Consider the following 18,730-nt stretch of genomic DNA (forward strand, 5'->3'; position numbering starts at 1 on the left):
ACGTCCTCACATTTCTCCGCCCAGATAGGCGGCTTTGATCCGGGGATCGGTCAACAGCTCTTTGGAATTGCCCGCGATCACCACATTCCCAGTGGTCAACGCATAGGCGCGGTGCGAAATCGAAAGCGCCATGCGCGAGTTCTGTTCCACCAGCAGCACAGACACACCTTCGTCCCGGTTGATAGCTACAATAGACCGCGCAATGTCTTGCACCAGTTTGGGCGCAATTCCCAACGACGGCTCATCCAGCAACAGAAGGCGTGGCTTTGCCATCAGAGCGCGCCCGATCACCATCATCTGCTGCTCGCCACCCGACAAGGTTCCTGCCGACTGGCTGTAGCGCTCTTTCAGGCGCGGAAACCGTTCCAGAACCGAATCCAGAGTGCGCTGAACATCCGCTTTGTCCGAGCGGGTAAACGCCCCCATGAGAAGATTGTCTTTTACCGACATGTACGGGAAGACGCGCCGCCCTTCGGGCACCATAGCGATGCCTTTCGAGACGATCTCGGCCGGGTTGGTTCCGGCAATCTGTTCGCCCTCGAACGCGACCGAACCGGATTTGATCTTCGCCAGCCCAGTGATCGCCCGCAGGATCGAGCTTTTGCCTGCCCCATTGGCACCGATCAAAGCAACCGTTTCGCCTTGCTCAAGATCAATCGATACCCCTTTAAGGGCATAGACGTGATCGTAGTAAAGCTCGACATCCTTGAAATCTAACATCTTGGTCATGGCTCAGATCCCAATCTCGTCGTCGGCGCTGCCCAGATAGGCTTCGATAACTTTTTCGTTGTTCTGGATTTCTACCGGTGTGCCCTCGGCGATCATCTCACCGAAATTCAGCACGACGATCCGGTCCGAGATATTCATCACCGCAGGCATGTCATGTTCTACCAGTAGAACGGTCACCCCCCGGTCATCTCGCACCTTGCGCACCAGATTGACCATTTTCATGGTCTCGTCATGGTTCATCCCGGCGAAGGGTTCATCCAGCAGCAACACCTTGGGATCGGTTGCCAGACCAATCGCGATCCCCAACGCCCGCAGGTTGCCCTGTGGCAGGTTTGAGGCCTGTTCGTTTGCAATCTCGGTCATGCCGAGGAATTCGATCAGATCGTCGGCATATTGCCCGAAGCTGTCGACATCTTCATGCGCCGTTTTTGTGCCCCAGAAATACCCGGCCAACGAAGCACGGGCCCGTAATTGCTGAGCGACAATGATGCTTTCGCGCACTGTCATGGATTTGAAGATCGTCGTTTCCTGAAACGTACGGACAACGCCCCTGCGGGCCACTGCGTGTGGTTTCAGGTTTGAAATTCTCTCGCCCTTGAACAGCACCTCTCCGGTCGTGGTCGGCAGGAAGGATGAGATCATCTTGAACAGCGTGCTTTTGCCCGCACCGTTCGGTCCGATCACCGACAGGATCTCGTTTTCATTGACGTTGAACGAGATGTTGCTGTTCGCGGTCAGGCCACCGAATTTCTTGGTGACATGGCGGACTTCCAGAAGATGGCTCATTTGTCCTCTCCTTTCTTGCCAGGCAGACGCAGGCTGAGCAGCCCGTTGGGCAGGAACAGCATCAGGATGATCAGCAAGCTGGAATAGGCCAGCAGCTGGAAACGACCCAACTCGAACAACAGGTCCCAGCCAAAATACAGGACCAGCGTGCCCAACATCGGGCCAAACACATATCCCAGACCACCGAGGAAGCAATTCAGCATGAAGTTCACACTGTCGGCGACCTGAAAGCTGGACGGATAAACCGATTGCGCGATCGATCCGAACATCGCACCGCCAATGCCGCCCAGAAAGGACGAGATGGCAAAGACGATGACCCGGATATACGAGATGTTCACACCTATGGAGCTGGCCAGTTCCTCATTCTGCTGCATCGAGCGGCAAAGGTGGCCAAGGCGCGAATTCACCAGCCGGTACATGGCGGCAAAGGTCAGGACCATCAGAACACAGGCGGTGTAGTAGAAGGCCAGTCTTGGGTTCTCCAGTGTTCCGAAATCGGGTATCAGAGGGATACCCAGGATCGACACCCCGCCCGGAAGCGGGATCGAGGTGATGCCCTTGGCACCATTCGTGACAGGCAAGGCAAGCGCAGTCAGGGTGACGACCTGTGTCAGCACCAGCGAGATCATTGCAAAATACACGCCCCGCAGCCGCAGGATCGGCAGACCGATCAGAACCGCCACACCGGCTGCAAAGAGGCCCGCAAGCGGCAGGGACAGCCAGAACGAAATGCCAGCCTTGGTCACCAGAATGGCCGAGACATAAGCTCCGATCAGGGCAAAGGCGCCCTGCCCTATGTTAATGCGGCCGATATAGAAGGTCAGCCAGACACCGGCACTGGCGATCGACAGCAGCGCTACCGAGGTCAGCGTGTAGTACAGGTCAGACCGTCCGGAGGCGGCGACAAAGCTGGGAACCGCGATGAAGATGGCCAGCAGGAAGACCGCCACACCGGCCCATTGGATCATTGAAAATTTTGGCACTGCGTTATCCCCACGGTTTGCCCATCAGGCCCTGCGGGCGGATGGCCAGGAAAATCATCAGCGAGACGAAGATCAGCAGATAGGTGATATCGCCATATTGCGAGAGCACCGCTAAACCGATGGCTTCCATGAAGCCAAGGATGATACCGCCTGCGATTGCGCCGGAAATCACACCTGCGCCGCCGATCATGACCATCATGAAAGCCTTGATTGAGGTCGGTCCGCCCATACCCAGATTGACGCCGGTAATAGTCACGAGCAGACCGCCGACCAGACCAGCCAGCATTGCGCCCAATGCAAATCCAATCATGGAGTAGCGAGCAACATTGACTCCCATCAGTTGGGCAGCGGTTCTGTCCTGCGCCAGCGCACGCAGGGCGCGGCCGGTTTTGGAATACTGCATAAACAGGATGAAAGTGACGATCGACAGAATAGCCAGCACGCAGATCAAAATACGGTCATATGGCATGATCAACTTGAAATCCCAGTTGAAAACCCCGTTGACGATCTTGGGCACACCGCGCTGTTTTTCTCCAAAGACCAGCAGGATGACCGCGTCAAACAGAAACGCCAGTCCCGCCGCCAGCAGCATTGTGCTTTCTTCGCGCGATGACCGTCGTATGACTGGGGCGAACAGAAACCGTTCTATCAGCGCGCCGAGCACGGCCAGAGTGATACAGGACGCCAGCAGCGCAAGGATGAAAGGCCAGCCAAGTTGTCCGTAGAAGGTGTAGGTCACAAAGCCGCCGAGAACGTACATCTGTCCGTGAGCAAAATTCAGTACGTTCATCAGGGCAAAGATCAGCGTCAGACCCAAGGCGATCATCGCATATTGCGCGCCCAGATAGATGCCGTTTGCTAGTATCTGTTCCATGATAGTCCCGCGTTAGGTTCGGGTTTCCCGGGCCGATCATCAGCCCGGGAGTTTGAGTGGCTCGTTAGGCTTTCGCCTTGTCTTGGGGAGTTCTGCCTCAGTCGACTTCAGCGACAAAGAGTGTTTCAAACTCTCCGTCCTGGTAAACATTCACTACCAGCGGGACCGCAATCTGACGCTTTTGTCCGAAGGAGGTTGTTCCGACGTACCGCATCACGGCGTCGCCCTTCATGAAAGGGTTCGGTGCTTCGAACGTGTCCATCGTGGTCTGGAACGCCTTGACGTCGTCAATGCCCGCCGGGTTGGCGTTCAAGGTCGCCAGAATATACTCCAGCGCATAGACCTTGGTATTCGATTCATCGTTATATTCGCCGAACATATCAGTGTAACGCTTGACGAATTCCTTCATGTCGTCCGATGCGATTTCAGGCGTCGATGCACCGCCGACCGAGATGAACCCGTTGGCCAGATCGCCCGCACCTTCGCGCAGAACCGTCGCATCCTGCGCGGTTTCGGTCGAGATGATGCCCTGATACCCCAGTTCGCGCGCAGACCGGATCAACTGAGGTGCATTGGCCGGCGAGACGCCGGACAGAACCAGCAAATCAGGCTGCGTGCGCATTACAGGCGTCAGAACCGGGGTAAAATCTGTCGTGTCCACCTGATACGTCACGTTGTCAGACACAACTTCAAGACCCAACGCATTGGCCGCTGCGATCCCTCCATCCCGCTGGCTCAGCGGATCAGACTCGTTGGCAGCAACAAAGGCCACGCTCTTTACGCCTTTTTCGTCGCGCAGGTATTCGTAAATCGCCGGGCCGGATTGATAGTTCGCAACCATGCCCAAAACCGCATTGGACGCCGGAGCGGTATAAAGCTCTTTCGGGAAGGCATATGGGAAATACATGATCCCTTGAGCCTCGGCCACAGGGCGCACGGCGGCAGCGCCGTCATCCACATTCGGACCAACCACATAGTGGATGCCTTCCTGTGCCATCTTCTCCATGCCCGCGATTGCGCGCTTGGGGTCTTTCTGGTCATCGAACGAGACGATTTCGATATCGTAAGTGGTATCACCGATCTTGTAGCCGCCGGATTCATTGATCCAGTCAGCGCGTGCTTCCATCGAGCGCTGGTTCGAGATGCCCCAGGCCGCTGCCGGACCTGAAGTCACACCAACAAAGCCAATCTTGAGAACCGGGTTTTCCGCCCAGGCGGTGGAGCCCAGAACGGATATGGCCAGCGCCAGGGCCGCCGATGATTTCATCAGATTTCTGCGTTTCATTTTTTCCTCCCTATTGAGGTTTGGGCGCCTCTTTCGGGCGCTTGCAAAGGTCATTGAGTCACAGGTCGAATCCCGGTGATGCTGCCAAGCTCAACATTGTTAACAATCTATGTCAACATTTTTTAATGAATGACAGTGTTGATATTGTGAACAAATACTCAATATATTGTCAGTCAGAAGCCGTGCGTCTAAGAAAACGCACAAGAATTCCAGTCGAATTGAAACCAGATGACAGACGCACAACAAATACTCGACACCGTCCAATCTGATCCGGATGAGCAATTGATCGTTGATCGAATTTATTCCGCGGTAATGGAACAAAAGCTGGCGCCACGAACCAAATTGAGCGAACAAACCTTATGTGAGACCTTTGGCGTTGGTCGAATGCGCGTCCGCCGCGCATTGTTGTTATTGAGCAGCCAAGGCATTGTTGAACTTCATTCCAACCGCGGTGCCTTCATTGCTTGCCCAAGCCCCGAAGAAGCCCGAGACGTGTTTGAGGCCCGCTTGATGATCGAAACCGGTATCGTTCGGGATTTGACGCGAGAAATTAGCAACGCGGGGGTCAAAGCGTTGCGGCTTCATATCAAAAAAGAAGATGAGGCTAGGGCAAGGAACGACCAAACAGAAATTATCAGGCTCTCTGGTGAATTTCATGTCGAGTTAGCTAAATGCCACAACAACGCAGTACTCACTCGCGTCGTCAGGGAACTGGTGACCCGGTCTTCTCTGATCGTGGCGCTGTTCGGAACCAACAAGGACTCATCTTGCCCCGATGATGAGCACGCGTCGATCATCAATGCGATCGCGAGTGGTGACCCGCAAGCTGCGGTAGACAGCATCCAACACCACCTTTTTCACGTTAAAAACAGCCTGGATCTGGAAAAAACCCAAAAGGTTGAACCCGATCTGGCCAAGATACTCACCGGGCGCATGTAATTGGATCTGTTGCAAACTTTTGGAATGGCCAGAGTAGCGAATAACCGGACACACCTTTCCTGCGATCTCTGCAAATAGCTGAAATCCCGACGTCGTAGCGTTGGGGAACAGCTGCTTTCGGATCATGTTTGCGACCTCGATGCCGTCCAGACTAGCCGATGCGGACCCGAACGATTTGAACCCGCACATGTGCCGCACGCGACGCTTGATAAACCGGTGATCCTGCTCGATCAGGTTATTCAAATACTTGACCTGACTGTTTGAATTTTGTCGAGGCAACCAAACCGATTAAAGATTTTGTTCACCTCTCGAATGCCCGCTGCGTTGTTTCCGCTTTTGTCGATGACGATCTTGCTCGCGACTCCATTTGAAGACAGCGCTTTGGCAAAGAACCTGGCTGCCGCTGGAGGGTTCCTCCGCTCAGACAGCATTAAATCAAGGGTCTTGCCGTGCTTGTCGACAGCTCGATAGAGGTAAACCCACGCGCCTTTCACCTTGATGTAAGTTTCGTCCATTCTCCACGAACGATCACAAGGTCCTTTGCGGCGACGTGCTGCCTCAGCGATCGCACCAGAATACCGTGTTACCCATCGGTTTAGCGTGGCGTGGTCCACTAAAACAACGCGCTCGGCCATGATTTCTTCCAGATCCCGGTATGACACACCGAATCGGACATAAAAAAACACCGCGAACAGGATCACGTCCTTCGGATATTGCGCGCCTTTGAAAGAAATCATGAACCAACTTTCGACTGATTATACCGAAAGTCATTCACCCGCAGCATCTGACCTCGTCAACAGCCAAATGTTTGCAACAGATCCGTTGAATGCCGTCTTGGAACCAGCCCGAGCCAGGCGGCGAAGTCGCGCCCTCGCGGGAACGTTTCCGGCGGCGGGGCGAGGGCCACCAGCGCAGTTGCGATGAGCGGACCAATTCCAGGCACCGTCATAAGGCGGCGTGCCGTTTCATTTGACCGCGCGCGGCGGGCAATCTCGGCATCCAGTTCTTTGATCTGACCCTCCAGTTGGTTCAACATGCTGATCAGCCTTTCTAAGCACTGGCGCAGGCCTCCATTCAGGTTGTTTGCAAACCCACAATGGCACACCGAGGCCAGCGGGGGCCTCTACACCTTCAGAACCGTACAGGATTTCTCAAATGGGGCGATTTCTTTGCCGACCCGGTGGCAGAACTGGTCGATATGGAACTTAGAACGCTCTGTGGCGGGATCGTCCGGTGGTCCGGCAGATCTCACGAATTGATCGCATTTGAAGAAGGCGGACTTGTACGAAGCCTCGATAGCTTCCAATCGGGTCAGGTCGAAGACTTGGTTGCGGAATTTGGCCTCAACCCAGCTGAAGTTACCGAAGTGCGCGGAGATTCAGACGATCAAGCCCTTTGGATCAGATATCTGAAATAATGAATCGTCTGCACCCGCTACACTTGCGTTCCCCAGCAATCCACTTATGAAAGTGCCATCAATTGACCTAGGGAAAGCTTGCGATGCGCATGCGCGATACGTTCATCAAACCGATGCACCCTGAAGGCATTCGGTTTGTCGCGATCTTTGCCGCCATCACGGTCGGTCTGTTTCTCCTGTCCGACATTCTGGGCTGGATTGGCGTCGGCCTTACGGTCTGGTGCTACTATTTCTTTCGCGACCCCGAACGCGTATCACCGACAGGGGAAGGCTTGATTGTCAGCCCGGCGGATGGGGTGGTTTCGCTAATCGAAGCGGCAGTGCCGCCGAGTGAGCTTGGGATGCCAAACACGCCCCTCACTCGTGTCAGTGTATTCATGAGCGTCTTCAATTGCCATGTGAACCGCACGCCCATTGAAGGTGAGATCACCGCCGTTGCCTACCGCCCCGGCAAGTTTTTCAACGCATCCCTAGATAAGGCCAGTGCCGATAACGAGCGCAACAGCCTGCGTATTCGAATGAGGAATGGTCAGGACCTGGCCGTGGTCCAGATTGCCGGCCTAGTGGCCAGACGGATCGTCTGCTTTGTGAAATCTGGCAACGCGCTTCAAACCGGAGAGCGATTTGGATTGATCCGTTTCGGATCCCGGCTGGATGTTTATCTTCCAGATGGCGTGGAGCCGCAGGTGCGTGTCGGGCAAACGATGATTGCCGGCGAAACCATCCTTGCCAGTTTGCACACACCCAATGAAAAGTAGGTGGCTGGATCAGTGACAGAACCATCCGAACAGGAAGAGACCGGGTTTGCGCTGATTCATTTGCTGCCCAATGCACTGACAATAACAGCCATTTGCGCGGGCCTGTCGGCAATCAGATTTGGCGTTCAGGGAAACTACGAGCTTGCGGTGCAGTTGATTATAGCCGCTTGTGTGCTGGATGGGTTGGATGGGCGCATTGCGCGCTTGCTCAGCAGTGACAGCAAAATCGGGGCAGAACTGGATTCGCTCGCGGATTTCTTGAACTTCGGCGTTGCCCCGCCGCTTGTTCTCTATTTCTGGGCTTTGCAGGATGTACCCAGTGCTGCATGGCTCGCCGTGCTGTTTTTTGCGGTGTGCTGCGTTATGCGCCTTGCTCGGTTCAATGTGGGCAGCAAGTCCGAGACCTGCGAACATGACAGCGCTTATTTCGAGGGGGTTCCAGCCCCTGCAGGGGCGCTGCTGGTCATGTTGCCAATGTATCTGTCCTTCGCTTTCGCGGATGCGCCCGCGCTGCCCAGTATATTGATTTGCCTCTTCATCGTGATCATTGGTCTTTTGCTTATCAGTCGCATACCGACCTGGTCTTTTAAAACCACGCGGATTTCACGCGAGAACGCGAAGTTTTTTCTCATCGGTGTCGCTGTTGTTGGCGCCGCGCTGCTGACCTTTGCCTGGGCCACGCTGATCGCGCTTTGTGTCGGATATGTGGGACTGGTCGCCTGGGCGTGGATTGACAGGGAAGCACGTTCTAACCGTTAAGGATACGATATGGACATCAAAGCCGTTCAAACCTCTTACGCTCGCTGGGCACCCGTCTATGACAAGACGTTTGGGGCCGTCACCAATGTCGGGCGGCAGCATGCGGTTGACTATATCAACAGACATTCTGGCAAGGTTCTGGAGGTTGGCGTGGGCACCGGGCTGTCACTGGAACATTACGGACCCAGGACTCAGGTGACCGGAATAGACTTCAGCGAGGACATGCTGCAAAAAGCACGCGGCAAGGTAAGAGATTTATCCCTGAGCCACGTTGCGGAGCTAAGGCAAATGGATGCCCGCGCACTTGATTTTCCGGACAACCATTTCGATACCATTGCGGCGATGCATGTGCTGTCCGTCGTTCCAGAACCGGAAAAGGTAATGGCGGAAATTGTGAGGGTCTGTAAACCCGGCGGCAGTGTGGTGATTACGAACCATTTCAAACGAGAGCGAGGTCTGCTGGCAACCTTGGAACGCGCGTTTGCACCAATTGCTAACACAATCGGTTGGCACTCTGACTTCGAAATCGACACGGTATTACAAGAGCAAGCGCTAACTGTCGAAGAGCAAAGAGCCCTACCACCGATTGGGATGATGACCTTTCTGGTTTTGAGAAAGTCAGTGGTTGCATAGTGGTCTAATGAAAGTTTAGCGCCTACTAAAACAGGAAGCCGAGCAGAATGACAGGTATTGCCAAGTTGATGACCTGAGCATGTGAGGTATTGGCGAAGACAGGATCAAGCGGTCATTTCCGCAGTGTACTCGTCCCAGAGGTTGAACGCGTCGGAACGAGCGTGGCGGTAAGAGTTTGCGGTGAGTTGATAGCGGCTGGGGCGGAAGACCAGGTTGATTTTGTCATGCGCAGACAGAAATCTCTGAGCCTTTAGGTCAGACTTGAACCGGCCCATGATCTTTTCTCGTTTGCGGGTTGGTCGGTGCGACACTTCGATGGCGTTATTCAGACCTTTGTGGGCATGATGGTCAACCTCTGGTGCAAGTATTTTGATCGGCTTGATATAGCTGCGCAATTTGTCGGTGATGACGACCCTGGGTTCGCCAAACTTGGCAACCGGCCCGAGCAGCCAACAGATCCTCAACGTCAGCTGTGCTCAACCCAAAGCGATGGTAAGCCCAGACCGCGTAGGCAATGATCTCACGAGAAAAGCGAAAACTTTTCAGGAGTGGCATGATCGTTGGGATGTTCATTGGCGCGACATAGCTGGATCATTCAACGTGAACAACTTGGCAATACCGTCGAGTTAGGTTCTTTCGCAAACTTCTCTGAGATCTGCATACATGAAGCTGGAGGGACGATTGTCCAGCCAGTTGGCTGAACTGCTGAAAAAGACGGAATATGGGCGTGAATTGACCTTTGCTGATCTTCTTGAAGACTGTTCGGAAACTACTCGATGGGACCGAACATGAGATCACGTACGTTCGACAATTGGGCAACAAGGCCGAAGACAGTTACTCAGCTGCGTCCACGCGAACCGTCCTGATGCTGGGATCAATACGGCTGTAGGCGGCCAGAAGTCGCGCCGACCACTTCTGCGAAATATAATCGGCCATGAATCGTGACGGTGCGATAAGGACAACACGCCCCCCTGCCCTTTCAGCTTCGGACAGATGTTGAAACCAGCTTGCCCACAGTTCCGGATCGCGACCGTGTAGAATCGCCTGTACCTGCGACCACACATCCCCAGCTGGGCTGTCAGGGGCACTGGGTTTGGTTGCAAAGGGTACGACATTCGTTTCGGGTTCCGGCACGTCAGTCATCCGGGCTTGAAAGTCCGATCCGATAACAGACCACACCTCTTCGGTGTCAATCAGGATTTGTTTCAGATCGATCTCGTACACGGCTACACGACCCCGCGCTGAGGGCCGTTTTACCGTTACCCAACCTAATGTGCGAAATCTGGACATTTCGCGCTTTACGGTTCTTTCGTTCACTGCCCACAGGCGCGAAATTTCTTCCCGCCCAATGGATAATTCGTTGTTGCGCCAGTTATACCGGGTCGTAATCAACGCAATGATACGCAAAATACTTCGTTGTCGGTGCTTGTCGCCTGACAGCGCATGAACGGTCAGAGCAGATAGTATATCATATTTCAAAGCCGGCGCATTTCGCCCGACCGGTTTCGCAAGCTGCATATCCGTTCTCACCGCTCAGTCTGCCTCTGGCGGGTGTGTCCCGCCAATCTCGCGCCGTTTGCCAACGCTTTTCGTCATCTTGGCCTAATTAGCGTCCAAAGCTTCGATTCTGTCAAGCCAAGACTGGAACATCGCGTGATCTTGCGCAGATCAAACTCAAAAAACGAAAAGAAATTTGGTGAAATATTGGTGATGGGGGTCATTCTGTGTGTCCCCTTATTGGGTCTTTGTGTCCCCCTATATGTGGTTATTTCCTTCGGTCCGTCCCCCTAAATACTGGCTGGATAGGGCTGTCTTGATCGTTTTGTTCCACCTGGGGCGGTCGAATCGCTTCGGGTGTTTTTGCGCCTTGTTTTCTTACCCGTGGGTAAGATCGTACTCTCATCATAATTTCTTTTGCTTAAAGTGCAAATCAAGCGTAAATAAGAAACGAGCAGAAATTTACGTTCCAAACTAAGAGACCCGAGGCATGTACACGCACGAAGACCTGAACGCATTGCGCAATCAGTCCCTCAAGTTGCAGGGGTGGATTCGCCAGCAGACCTTTAGCCCTGAGATGGAGAAAACGCTCCGCCGGTTTTCCAGCTGGGAAGTGTCCGAACTGATCTTCCGGGTGAACCAGTCAACCTTTCGCGGAAAGCTTGCAGCCGATCCTTCCCTGCCCGGTGGAGAAGTTGAGCCCGACGGGCGTCAGCGCTGGTTCAGCCTGGAAGAGGTGAACGAACTTCGGCGACGGCTCAAGATTAATCGCAAGTCACTGATGCCCCCTCGCCCTGAAGGCAAGCGCGCCATTCGTGCGGCTGTCGCAAACTTCAAGGGTGGCGCGGGAAAGTCGACCGTGGCGCTGCATCTTGCCCATGCAGCCGCCCTGGATGGGTATCGGGTCCTTGTGGTGGATTTCGACCCTCAGGCAACACTAAGTCATTCGATGGGGCTGACGGATGTGGCAGAAGATTATACGGTCTGGGGGATCATGGCGCGTGACCTCATTCGTGAAACAGAACGCATGAATAACCGCCCCGCCGCTGCAGAATCGGGAACCGCCCTGCCCCGCCGGGAGTTGCCGCCCGCGATAACAGATATGGGCCTGGGCGATCTGCGAATTGCTGATTTCATCAAGAAGACCTCCTGGTCGACGATCGATGCGATACCTTCCTGTGCGAACGCAGCCTTTGTTGAATTTGCGTCGGCCCAGTACCGGCACCTGAATCCCGAATGGTCCTTCTTTGCGGCGGTGTCCCGGTATCTGGACCAGATTCCGGATGACGCTTATGACCTCATTCTGTTCGATTGCCCGCCCGCAATCGGATACCAGTCTATGAACGCGGTCTTTGCCGCAGACATGCTTTATATCCCTTCGGGTCCTGGCTATTGGGAGTATGACTCGACCACGTCGTTCATCGGCCAATTGGCAGAAGCATTGGAAGATCTGGCCTATGGGTTCGACAAGACCTTACCCACGGGTAAGATTGGGTTGCCCAAAACCTTCTGCGAGTTGCGGTTCCTGTTGACGCGGTATGAACCGGGCAATGCGCTGCATCTGGCGATGTTTGATGCCTTTAAGAAGGTATTTGGCGAGCACGTCGCACAGCACCCGGTGGAAATGACCCGTGCGGTGGAGCAGTCTGGACGTTTTCTGAGCTCGGTCTACGAAATGGACTACCGCGAAATGACTCGCGAAACCTGGCGGCGCGCCCGCTCAACTTTCGACAATGTGTATGAGGAATTCCGGGGCGTAATGTTATCGGCCTGGGACAAGGTGGAGGATGACGCATGAGCCGCAAGCGGAGAATGTTCGATATTGATTTACCGGCTATGGATGACATTCCTGTTGGTAAGGTGCCGGATAAAGTTTTCGAAAAACGACGTGGCCCAATGGCCGCTGCAATTTCGGAAAATGCCGACGCTTTGCGTGATCAACAATCGACAGAGCAATCCATCCGTGCAGAAAACGATCGTCTTGCACACGAACTGGTTCGGCTGAGAGCCGAAGGTTTGGTGACAGAACGAGTGGTGCTGAACGACGTTGTAACGGAAAAGCTGACACGAGATCGCAAACCCGGTCCCGATCCAGAACTGGATGAACTAAAGGACTCTATTAGGGAGATCGGCTTGTCCAACCCGATCCGCCTGGAGCGCAGGTCGGACGGGCTGTATGAATTGATCCAGGGCATGCGCCGTTTGTCTGCCTATCGTGCCTTGTACGATGAGACCGGTGACGAAACCTATGCCAGAATTCCAGCGGGGATTTCTGATGCGGGTGATCTGGACAACAGTTATCGGCGTATGGTCGACGAGAACCTGATCCGAAAGGATATCTCATTTGCGGAAATGGGCGCCCTCGCCCGTGCATATTCCGAAGACCCTGCGAATGACTGTCCGGATGTCGACAAAGCGGTCTCCACGCTGTTCAAATCTGCCAGCTACACAAAGCGCAGCTATATCCGGTCTTTTGCCAGTTTGCTGCTGATGCTGGACAAAGTTCTGACCCACCCGAACGACATTCCGCGAAACGTGGGTGTTGAGCTAAAGCGCAAATTTGACGCGACGCCAGGTCTGGTTCGCCAGGTAAGCGAGGCACTGAAGAGTGAGCCTGATCGGGATGGCGCGCGTGAAGTCGCAATTCTGAGGTCATTTCTAGGTGAGCCAGAAGCTGTGTCCTCGAAGAAGACGGAGGCCGCCAGTGCAGGTAAACCACGCCGCGCGAAAACAACTTTTCAGGTTTCGGGCAGGGCAGGGATCGCGAAATGTGCTGCTTCTAGTGGAAGGATCGAGGTGCGGTATGATCTGGATTTTACCCGCGTTGATCGAAGCAAACTGGAGGCAGCAATTGCCGCGCTGCTCGATGCGCTTCCCGAGGAAGATGATCTTACCCACGGGTAAGATCACGAACTAGCAAGTCAGGTGAAGGCGTCGGAAAGGTTTCGGCGCCTTTTTTGTTTTGCCGCGCAAAGGGTAGGGGCCTTGAGTGACATTGTCGGGTAAATCCACTGTCCAAGCTGAACCGGAGGGCGCGGGGCCATGGCGTGAACGGGGTAACCGGCATATCAAAGCTTGCTGTCAAGCCAAGTATAAAGTTTCTCAACATATCGATTATGGACATAATCTGCTTAGGCATGTATCTCCGTTCTGTCGAAAACAGGCGGCGCCGGGAGCGTCGCGCTTACCCCGCCGACCCGCCGAACGTCAAACTTACCTAGTGCACAAGCATCGTTGCGATGTTTACAGTCGAAGATCAGTCGGTTGTGATTTGAGGCATATGTAGTGTTAGCGACTTGCATAAACTACAATATATGCCAACAGCTCTGGCTTGGCACCCAAAAAAGATGTGTCGCAACCTCTGGGGTCTGGTTGACGCGCGTGCGTGATCCTCGGTTTGTACTCGTCGGATAGTTTTGAACAGGTTGTTTGAGCATGATCTCATTGAACGGCTGTCATTTCTCAAGGATGCAGTTTTGTACGCTGTGTACTTCTACCTGCGTTACACGGTGTCGTATCGGGACTTAGAAGAAATCCTGGCGGAACGCGGCGTTCAGGTGGACCATGCCGCTCTCATCAGGTGGGTCGTGAGGTATTCACCGATGATCGCAGTAAGATCGCAATTGAAGAAACGCCCAACGCCGAACTCTTGGCGCATGGACGAGACTCTGAGTAATTGACCAGCAGCTCTCTTGGCCGGTGCATGATGGCATCGGAACAAAGACAGGAGAGTAAAATGGAACAGTGTTTTGTCGGATTGGATGTTTCGAAAGCTGAGACGTCTATTTGTTTATGCGACGAGAACGGTGATCCGGTGTTTGCTGCGAAGAAAGTCACCGAACCGGATGTCATTTTCCAAGTGCTGCGCAAACACCTTGGTTCCCTCAAATGCGTCGTCCTCGAAACCGGTCGAATGGCGAACTGGCTCTATACTGAGCTCTCGGATCGGGGATTGCCGATTGTTTGCATCGACGCCCGTCAGGCTCATGCTGTTCTCAGCCAGATGCACAACAAGACTGATGCCAATGATGCCGCCATGTTAGCAGAGCTGGCGCGCACGGGGTTCTATCGGAAGGTAGAGGTTAAGAGCCGGCTCGCCCAGGAGCGGCGGGCATTGCTGAAAGCTCGGGAAGTGGCATTGAAATCCCGCGTGAATGTCGAAAACACAATCCGCGGTCTTTTGGCCAGTTTCGGGCAGCGGTTGCCAAGGCATCTGCACACATACGAGGAACGGGTCCACGCGATCCTGAAAGATCGGCCAATCTTATCCAAGATCATCCTGCCTTTGCTCGACTTGCGCACAACCGCGCTGCGGCAAGCGGCAGCTCTGAGTAAAGAAATGGCGCGCCATGCGAAAAACGATGAAGCCTGCAACGTTTGATGACGATCCCTGGCGTTGGCCCGGTGAGCGTTGTGACCTTTGTGGCAACAATCGACAACCCGCATAGGTTTGTGAAATCCAGATCGGTCGGAGCCTATCTCGGGCTGACTTCCCGGCGCTACCAATCGGGGGACATCGACTATGGGGGGCGAATATCGAAACGGGGCGATCCTATGCTGCGTTCTACGCTCTATGAAGCGGCCAGCAGTTTACTGAACCGAGTAAAACCGGGCAAAGGATCTGAATTACAGAGATGGGCTCGGGCTCTCAAAGCCCGTACCAGTCACAAGAAGGCGGTTGTCGCCTTAGCCAGAAAACTTGCGGTCCTTATGCACGCCATCTGGACAAACGGATCAACCTTTCAAATGAAGGAGGCATAATCAGCGTAACAGCGGATAAACCGAACACGAGTTGCCGTACCGACCAACACGGCAGGCTGTCGACCGAACCCGTGAGATCTACATGCGGCTATTTAACCAGACCGCGCATGAGACCTTTGGGGGTTGATGCCTTGAACGCCGAGATGGAGCTCCAACAGAATGACTTCGGAAAGAACCTTGCAGGTGGTCGATACTGGAATAAAGTCACCGAGAGCTGCTGCTCAATTAAAGAACCTACATCAAAGTTAAAGGCGCGTGGGTTTACCTCTATCGAGCTGTCGACAAGCACGGCAAGACCCTTGATTTTATGCTGTGTGAGCGGAGGAACCCTCCAGCGGCAGCCAGGTTCTTTGCCAAAGCGCTGTCTTCAAATGGAGTCCCGAGCAAGATCGTCATCGACAAAAGTGGAACCAACGCAGCGGGCATCAAGGCCATAAACAAGATGCTAAAGGGCTTTGGATGTCCGATACCAATTGAGATAGTCAGGCGGAAGTATTTGAACAACATTGTGGAACAGGATCACCGCTTCATCAAAAGACGAACCCGTCCGATGCTCTGCTTCAAGTCCTTTGCTTCGGCTTCAGCCACTCTCGCAGGCATCGAAGTCGCGCGCATGATCCGCAAAGACCAATTCACACCTGGACTCTGTCCCTTTCAACAATTCAAAGAACTGGCCGCTTAACTCATCAGGTCAGATGCATTTCTCCGAACTGCAGGAAACTTCGCAACAGCGTTGTTATGTGGCGTTCACGTAAGAGAACGGAAACCGATCCCTGGCTTGCCCGCATGATCGAACGCAAGCCGCCACTGCTGGTTCGCGTGGCCCTTGCGAACATGATGGCGAGGATCGTTTGGGCCTTGATGAACACAGGGGAAGTCTACCGGGCTCCGGCTGCCAACGCGTAAGGCGTCTGTGGCCGCGAGGCGGCGGAAACGGAAGAGGACAATGGACGGTATGGCATAAGGATCGTGAGACCGGGTCGGAAAAACCAGCTTGCGACAGAGTGCTTTGAGCACGTGGTTCTGAATTGGACCGGATCCGCTAACACCATAGGGGCCAGCGGCATGTGCAAACGCCGCGCAACAGGCCGAACACATGTCAGTACCCGAACCGATGCAATTACCGGCCAAAATTACCTCTTGCGTTTTGGGCGTCTACACATGTCGCAAACTTAAATGAGATTAGCATAGTCAGTGCTGACGAGCCGATTATCCAGCCAATCAGGCAAACTGTTGAAATGGAGAGAGTCCAGGTGTGAACTGACCTTTGCAGACCATGTTGACCAGTTCGATACCAGCCAAGGCAGATGCTGCTGAAGTGAACGACATGAATCCCAGCGTAGGCCTGATCCTTCGTTTGATGAAACGGGAAGTTTTAGCGCAGTTCATACGAAAAAGTTGGCGGCACACCTGGCAAATTCTTTGTAGCCTTATCGCGATTCGATGTGGATTATGTTAAAGTAACTGCGGCTTTCGTGGACGAAGTTATTATGCTAGTACACCTTGTTTTTCTAGGTTTCTTGCGGCTTAGGTCTAGCCTCATCGCTATTGTGATGTTCGGACCTGCTATTGTACTGGCGGACGTATCTGATGTCAGACGTATGGCGCTTGTCATAGGAAATTCGCAGTATGAGTACGTTTCGAATATTCCGAACTCGGCAAATGACGCCCGGGATATAGCAGCAGCGCTTGGTCGGATAAGTTTTAATGTCACCGAATTATACGATCTCGACTATCGCCAAATGCGGCTGGCCCTTCGGGATTTTTCCGACAAGGCTGCGACGGCCGACGTGGTATTGGTCTATTTTGCGGGTCATGGCATCGAAATAGACAACACCAATTACCTGATTCCCACCAATGCGGAACTCAAAAGCGACAAGGATGTGGAATTCGAGGCCATACGGCTGGACTCGGTACTAAATTCGGTATCGACGGCGAAAGGTCTCAAACTTGTTCTTATTGACGCCTGCCGAAACAATCCGTTCCTTTCTGATATGGAGCGCACAACCGCGACGCGGTCGATCGGGCGCGGATTGAGCAGTATTGACCCCGGAGGTGTTCTGGTCGGCTATTCTGCACGCGGTGGAACTTTGGCTTTGGATGGAAAAGGTCGCAACAGCCCATATGCCGAAGCGCTGCTTGAACATATTGAGGTTCCCGGGCTGGAACTTGGGAAATTGTTTCGCAAAGTCCGGGATTCAGTCTTTAAACTTACCGATGGGTACCAAGAGCCCTTCACTTATGGTTCATTGCCAGGGCGGGATATTTTCCTTGTCCCTGCAGCGGCCAAGGTGCCTTCCATTTTAAAAGAAACGCCTGCGCCTGTTGCCGAGTCCTCGCCTGAAGATGAGCGTGAAAAATCTGCCCAACGCGTTCTGCGCGAAGCGTTAAAGTTGGATGATCAAACGGTCAAGTTGGGCGCTTTGAAGATGATCGCGCAGCTCTATCCAAATACACGCGCTGGTCAATATGCGGCTGACGTAGCCGATGTGCTCAGCCGTTCACAACCGATTAAGAACAACGCCAGCGTGCCTACAGAGTCTGCTGCCGCGTCCCAAAGCCCGATCAACACGACGAACCAGGAAAACGTCGCGGGGCAACAACCAGATCCAGCCCTTGTGGCAGAAAAGGATCTTAATCTCAGCCAAAACGACTATCGCAACATTCAACGTGGTCTGAATTTCCTAGGGTATTCAGCCGGGCCTGTTGATGGGATATTCGGTACGCGCTCTCGTGCGGCACTAAAGCAATTTCAGAGCAAAAGCGGTTCGACCAGAACGGGGTATCTGACAGCGCAAAGCCTTGCTGTGTTAAAGAACGTCGCAAAGCCGCCACCCTCGGCGCACAGCGAGGAACAAACGAGCGGCGAAACGCTTGCTGCCTTGCCGAAGACGACCCAAACCGGCGCAGTAGCGAACAGCTACCATGGGGATTACTCAATCGTGGTCAGAAGACGACCCAATCCAAACTACAATGACCCTGAGCTTGCTAAGGATCGGCCCAAAATAGTGTTGCAGATGGTGTACCGGAAGTCGTCCGCCGGGTTTCAGATGATCAGCGCTCAGGATCTGACGGAAGGTGGTGAAAATCGACCAAAACGATTTCGCGCATCGTTATCAGAAAAGGGGCGGTTGCGTATTTCGGGAAATACAGGGTACCTGTTTGGTAAAGTAAGAATTGTCCCCTTCTCAATTACTCAGAGAATTCCTGCAGACTTTTCCAAGGGGCAAACCCTCCACTCCAACCAAGGCCAGTTCGACAAAGCCTTTTTCATGGATGTGACGATAACAAAACGTTGAAACTCACAAC

Annotated in this window: 16 protein-coding genes and 7 pseudogenes; 13 read left to right on the forward strand and 10 right to left on the reverse strand. The window is 53.8% G+C overall.

Annotated elements, in window-relative coordinates; all coding sequences use genetic code 11:
• Nucleotides 1–6: 6 nt before the first annotated feature.
• The 5 genes from ACR0DS_RS12710 to ACR0DS_RS12730 form a co-directional block, all read right to left on the reverse strand.
• Complete coding sequence (locus tag ACR0DS_RS12710) at nt 7–729, reverse strand: ABC transporter ATP-binding protein (RefSeq protein ID WP_480483597.1); 723 nt, start codon at nt 727–729, stop codon at nt 7–9.
• A gap of 3 nt (nt 730–732) precedes the next feature.
• Entirely contained in the window at nt 733–1,515 is a 783-nt protein-coding gene (locus ACR0DS_RS12715) for an ABC transporter ATP-binding protein (RefSeq protein ID WP_480558968.1), read from the reverse strand.
• Nucleotides 1,512–2,483 carry a branched-chain amino acid ABC transporter permease gene (locus ACR0DS_RS12720; protein WP_480483618.1) on the reverse strand — a complete coding sequence of 324 codons (972 nt, stop codon included), beginning with the start codon at nt 2,481–2,483 and terminating at the stop codon, nt 1,512–1,514. Before ACR0DS_RS12720 ends, ACR0DS_RS12715 begins: the two co-directional genes overlap by 4 nt.
• A 19-nt stretch (nt 2,484–2,502) precedes the next feature.
• Entirely contained in the window at nt 2,503–3,372 is an 870-nt protein-coding gene (locus ACR0DS_RS12725) for a branched-chain amino acid ABC transporter permease (protein WP_480483595.1), read from the reverse strand.
• 97 nt (nt 3,373–3,469) lie between these two features.
• Nucleotides 3,470–4,657 (reverse strand): ABC transporter substrate-binding protein, encoded by a 1,188-nt coding sequence (locus ACR0DS_RS12730; RefSeq protein ID WP_480483594.1) that lies wholly within the window; start codon nt 4,655–4,657, stop codon nt 3,470–3,472.
• 228 nt (nt 4,658–4,885) lie between these two features.
• Here ACR0DS_RS12730 and ACR0DS_RS12735 point away from each other — a divergent pair, with 228 nt between their 5' ends.
• Nucleotides 4,886–5,596 (forward strand): GntR family transcriptional regulator, encoded by a 711-nt coding sequence (locus ACR0DS_RS12735; protein ID WP_480483593.1) that lies wholly within the window; start codon nt 4,886–4,888, stop codon nt 5,594–5,596.
• Between the two features lie 57 nt (nt 5,597–5,653).
• Here ACR0DS_RS12735 and ACR0DS_RS12740 read toward each other — a convergent pair.
• Nucleotides 5,654–6,333, reverse strand: a pseudogene (locus ACR0DS_RS12740) (IS6 family transposase); the annotation flags it as partial.
• 83 nt (nt 6,334–6,416) lie between these two features.
• Nucleotides 6,417–6,620 (reverse strand): annotated as a pseudogene (locus ACR0DS_RS12745) (transposase); the annotation flags it as partial.
• Between the two features lie 72 nt (nt 6,621–6,692).
• On the opposite strand from ACR0DS_RS12745, the gene ACR0DS_RS12750 reads away from it, so the two are divergent.
• The 4 genes from ACR0DS_RS12750 (at nt 6,693) to ACR0DS_RS12765 (ending at nt 9,163) form a co-directional block, all read left to right on the forward strand.
• The gene (locus ACR0DS_RS12750) at nt 6,693–7,013 is read left to right on the forward strand and encodes a hypothetical protein (protein WP_480558970.1); all 321 of its coding nucleotides are present in this window, start codon (nt 6,693–6,695) and stop codon (nt 7,011–7,013) included.
• 83 nt (nt 7,014–7,096) lie between these two features.
• A complete protein-coding gene (locus ACR0DS_RS12755) occupies nt 7,097–7,771 on the forward strand; it encodes a phosphatidylserine decarboxylase (protein WP_480558972.1) in 675 nt (224 codons plus the stop codon).
• A 12-nt stretch (nt 7,772–7,783) separates the two neighbouring features.
• The gene (gene pssA / locus ACR0DS_RS12760; RefSeq protein ID WP_480558974.1) at nt 7,784–8,530 is read left to right on the forward strand and encodes a CDP-diacylglycerol--serine O-phosphatidyltransferase; all 747 of its coding nucleotides are present in this window, start codon (nt 7,784–7,786) and stop codon (nt 8,528–8,530) included.
• Between the two features lie 9 nt (nt 8,531–8,539).
• Nucleotides 8,540–9,163, forward strand: coding sequence for a class I SAM-dependent methyltransferase (locus ACR0DS_RS12765; RefSeq protein WP_480558976.1), 624 nt, complete (start codon nt 8,540–8,542; stop codon nt 9,161–9,163).
• Nucleotides 9,164–9,267: 104 nt separating this feature from the next.
• On the opposite strand, the pseudogene ACR0DS_RS12770 reads toward ACR0DS_RS12765, so the two are convergent.
• Together ACR0DS_RS12770 and ACR0DS_RS12775 are read right to left on the reverse strand one after the other, a co-directional pair.
• Nucleotides 9,268–9,736 (reverse strand): annotated as a pseudogene (locus tag ACR0DS_RS12770) (DDE-type integrase/transposase/recombinase).
• Nucleotides 9,737–9,997: 261 nt separating this feature from the next.
• The gene (locus ACR0DS_RS12775) at nt 9,998–10,681 is read right to left on the reverse strand and encodes a DnaA N-terminal domain-containing protein (protein ID WP_480483588.1); all 684 of its coding nucleotides are present in this window, start codon (nt 10,679–10,681) and stop codon (nt 9,998–10,000) included.
• Between the two features lie 469 nt (nt 10,682–11,150).
• Between ACR0DS_RS12775 and ACR0DS_RS12780 the strand changes: the two genes are divergently transcribed.
• From ACR0DS_RS12780 to ACR0DS_RS12810, 7 genes and pseudogenes are all read left to right on the forward strand, one after another.
• Entirely contained in the window at nt 11,151–12,458 is a 1,308-nt protein-coding gene (locus tag ACR0DS_RS12780) for an AAA family ATPase (protein WP_480483587.1), read from the forward strand.
• The gene (locus tag ACR0DS_RS12785; RefSeq protein ID WP_480558978.1) at nt 12,455–13,564 is read left to right on the forward strand and encodes a ParB/RepB/Spo0J family partition protein; all 1,110 of its coding nucleotides are present in this window, start codon (nt 12,455–12,457) and stop codon (nt 13,562–13,564) included. The genes ACR0DS_RS12780 and ACR0DS_RS12785 overlap by 4 nt, the downstream gene beginning before the upstream one ends.
• 531 nt (nt 13,565–14,095) lie before the next feature.
• A pseudogene (locus ACR0DS_RS12790) lies at nt 14,096–14,328 on the forward strand (IS6 family transposase); the annotation flags it as partial.
• Nucleotides 14,329–14,396: 68 nt separating this feature from the next.
• Entirely contained in the window at nt 14,397–15,041 is a 645-nt protein-coding gene (locus ACR0DS_RS12795) for an IS110 family transposase (protein WP_480483585.1), read from the forward strand.
• Nucleotides 15,041–15,421 carry a transposase gene (locus ACR0DS_RS12800; RefSeq protein WP_480483584.1) on the forward strand — a complete coding sequence of 127 codons (381 nt, stop codon included), beginning with the start codon at nt 15,041–15,043 and terminating at the stop codon, nt 15,419–15,421. Before ACR0DS_RS12795 ends, ACR0DS_RS12800 begins: the two co-directional genes overlap by 1 nt.
• Before the next feature lie 232 nt (nt 15,422–15,653).
• Nucleotides 15,654–16,103, forward strand: a pseudogene (locus tag ACR0DS_RS12805) (IS6 family transposase); the annotation flags it as partial.
• A gap of 92 nt (nt 16,104–16,195) precedes the next feature.
• Nucleotides 16,196–16,327 (forward strand): annotated as a pseudogene (locus ACR0DS_RS12810) (IS110 family transposase); the annotation flags it as partial.
• A 315-nt stretch (nt 16,328–16,642) separates the two neighbouring features.
• On the opposite strand, the pseudogene ACR0DS_RS12815 reads toward ACR0DS_RS12810, so the two are convergent.
• Nucleotides 16,643–16,789 (reverse strand): annotated as a pseudogene (locus ACR0DS_RS12815) (IS6 family transposase); the annotation flags it as partial.
• 77 nt (nt 16,790–16,866) lie between these two features.
• Here ACR0DS_RS12815 and ACR0DS_RS12820 point away from each other — a divergent pair.
• Nucleotides 16,867–18,720: a caspase family protein gene (locus ACR0DS_RS12820; RefSeq protein WP_480558980.1), complete on the forward strand. Its 1,854-nt coding sequence runs from the start codon at nt 16,867–16,869 to the stop codon at nt 18,718–18,720.
• Nucleotides 18,721–18,730 lie beyond the last annotated feature (10 nt).

The organism is Ruegeria sp. AF5 (assembly GCF_056541905.1).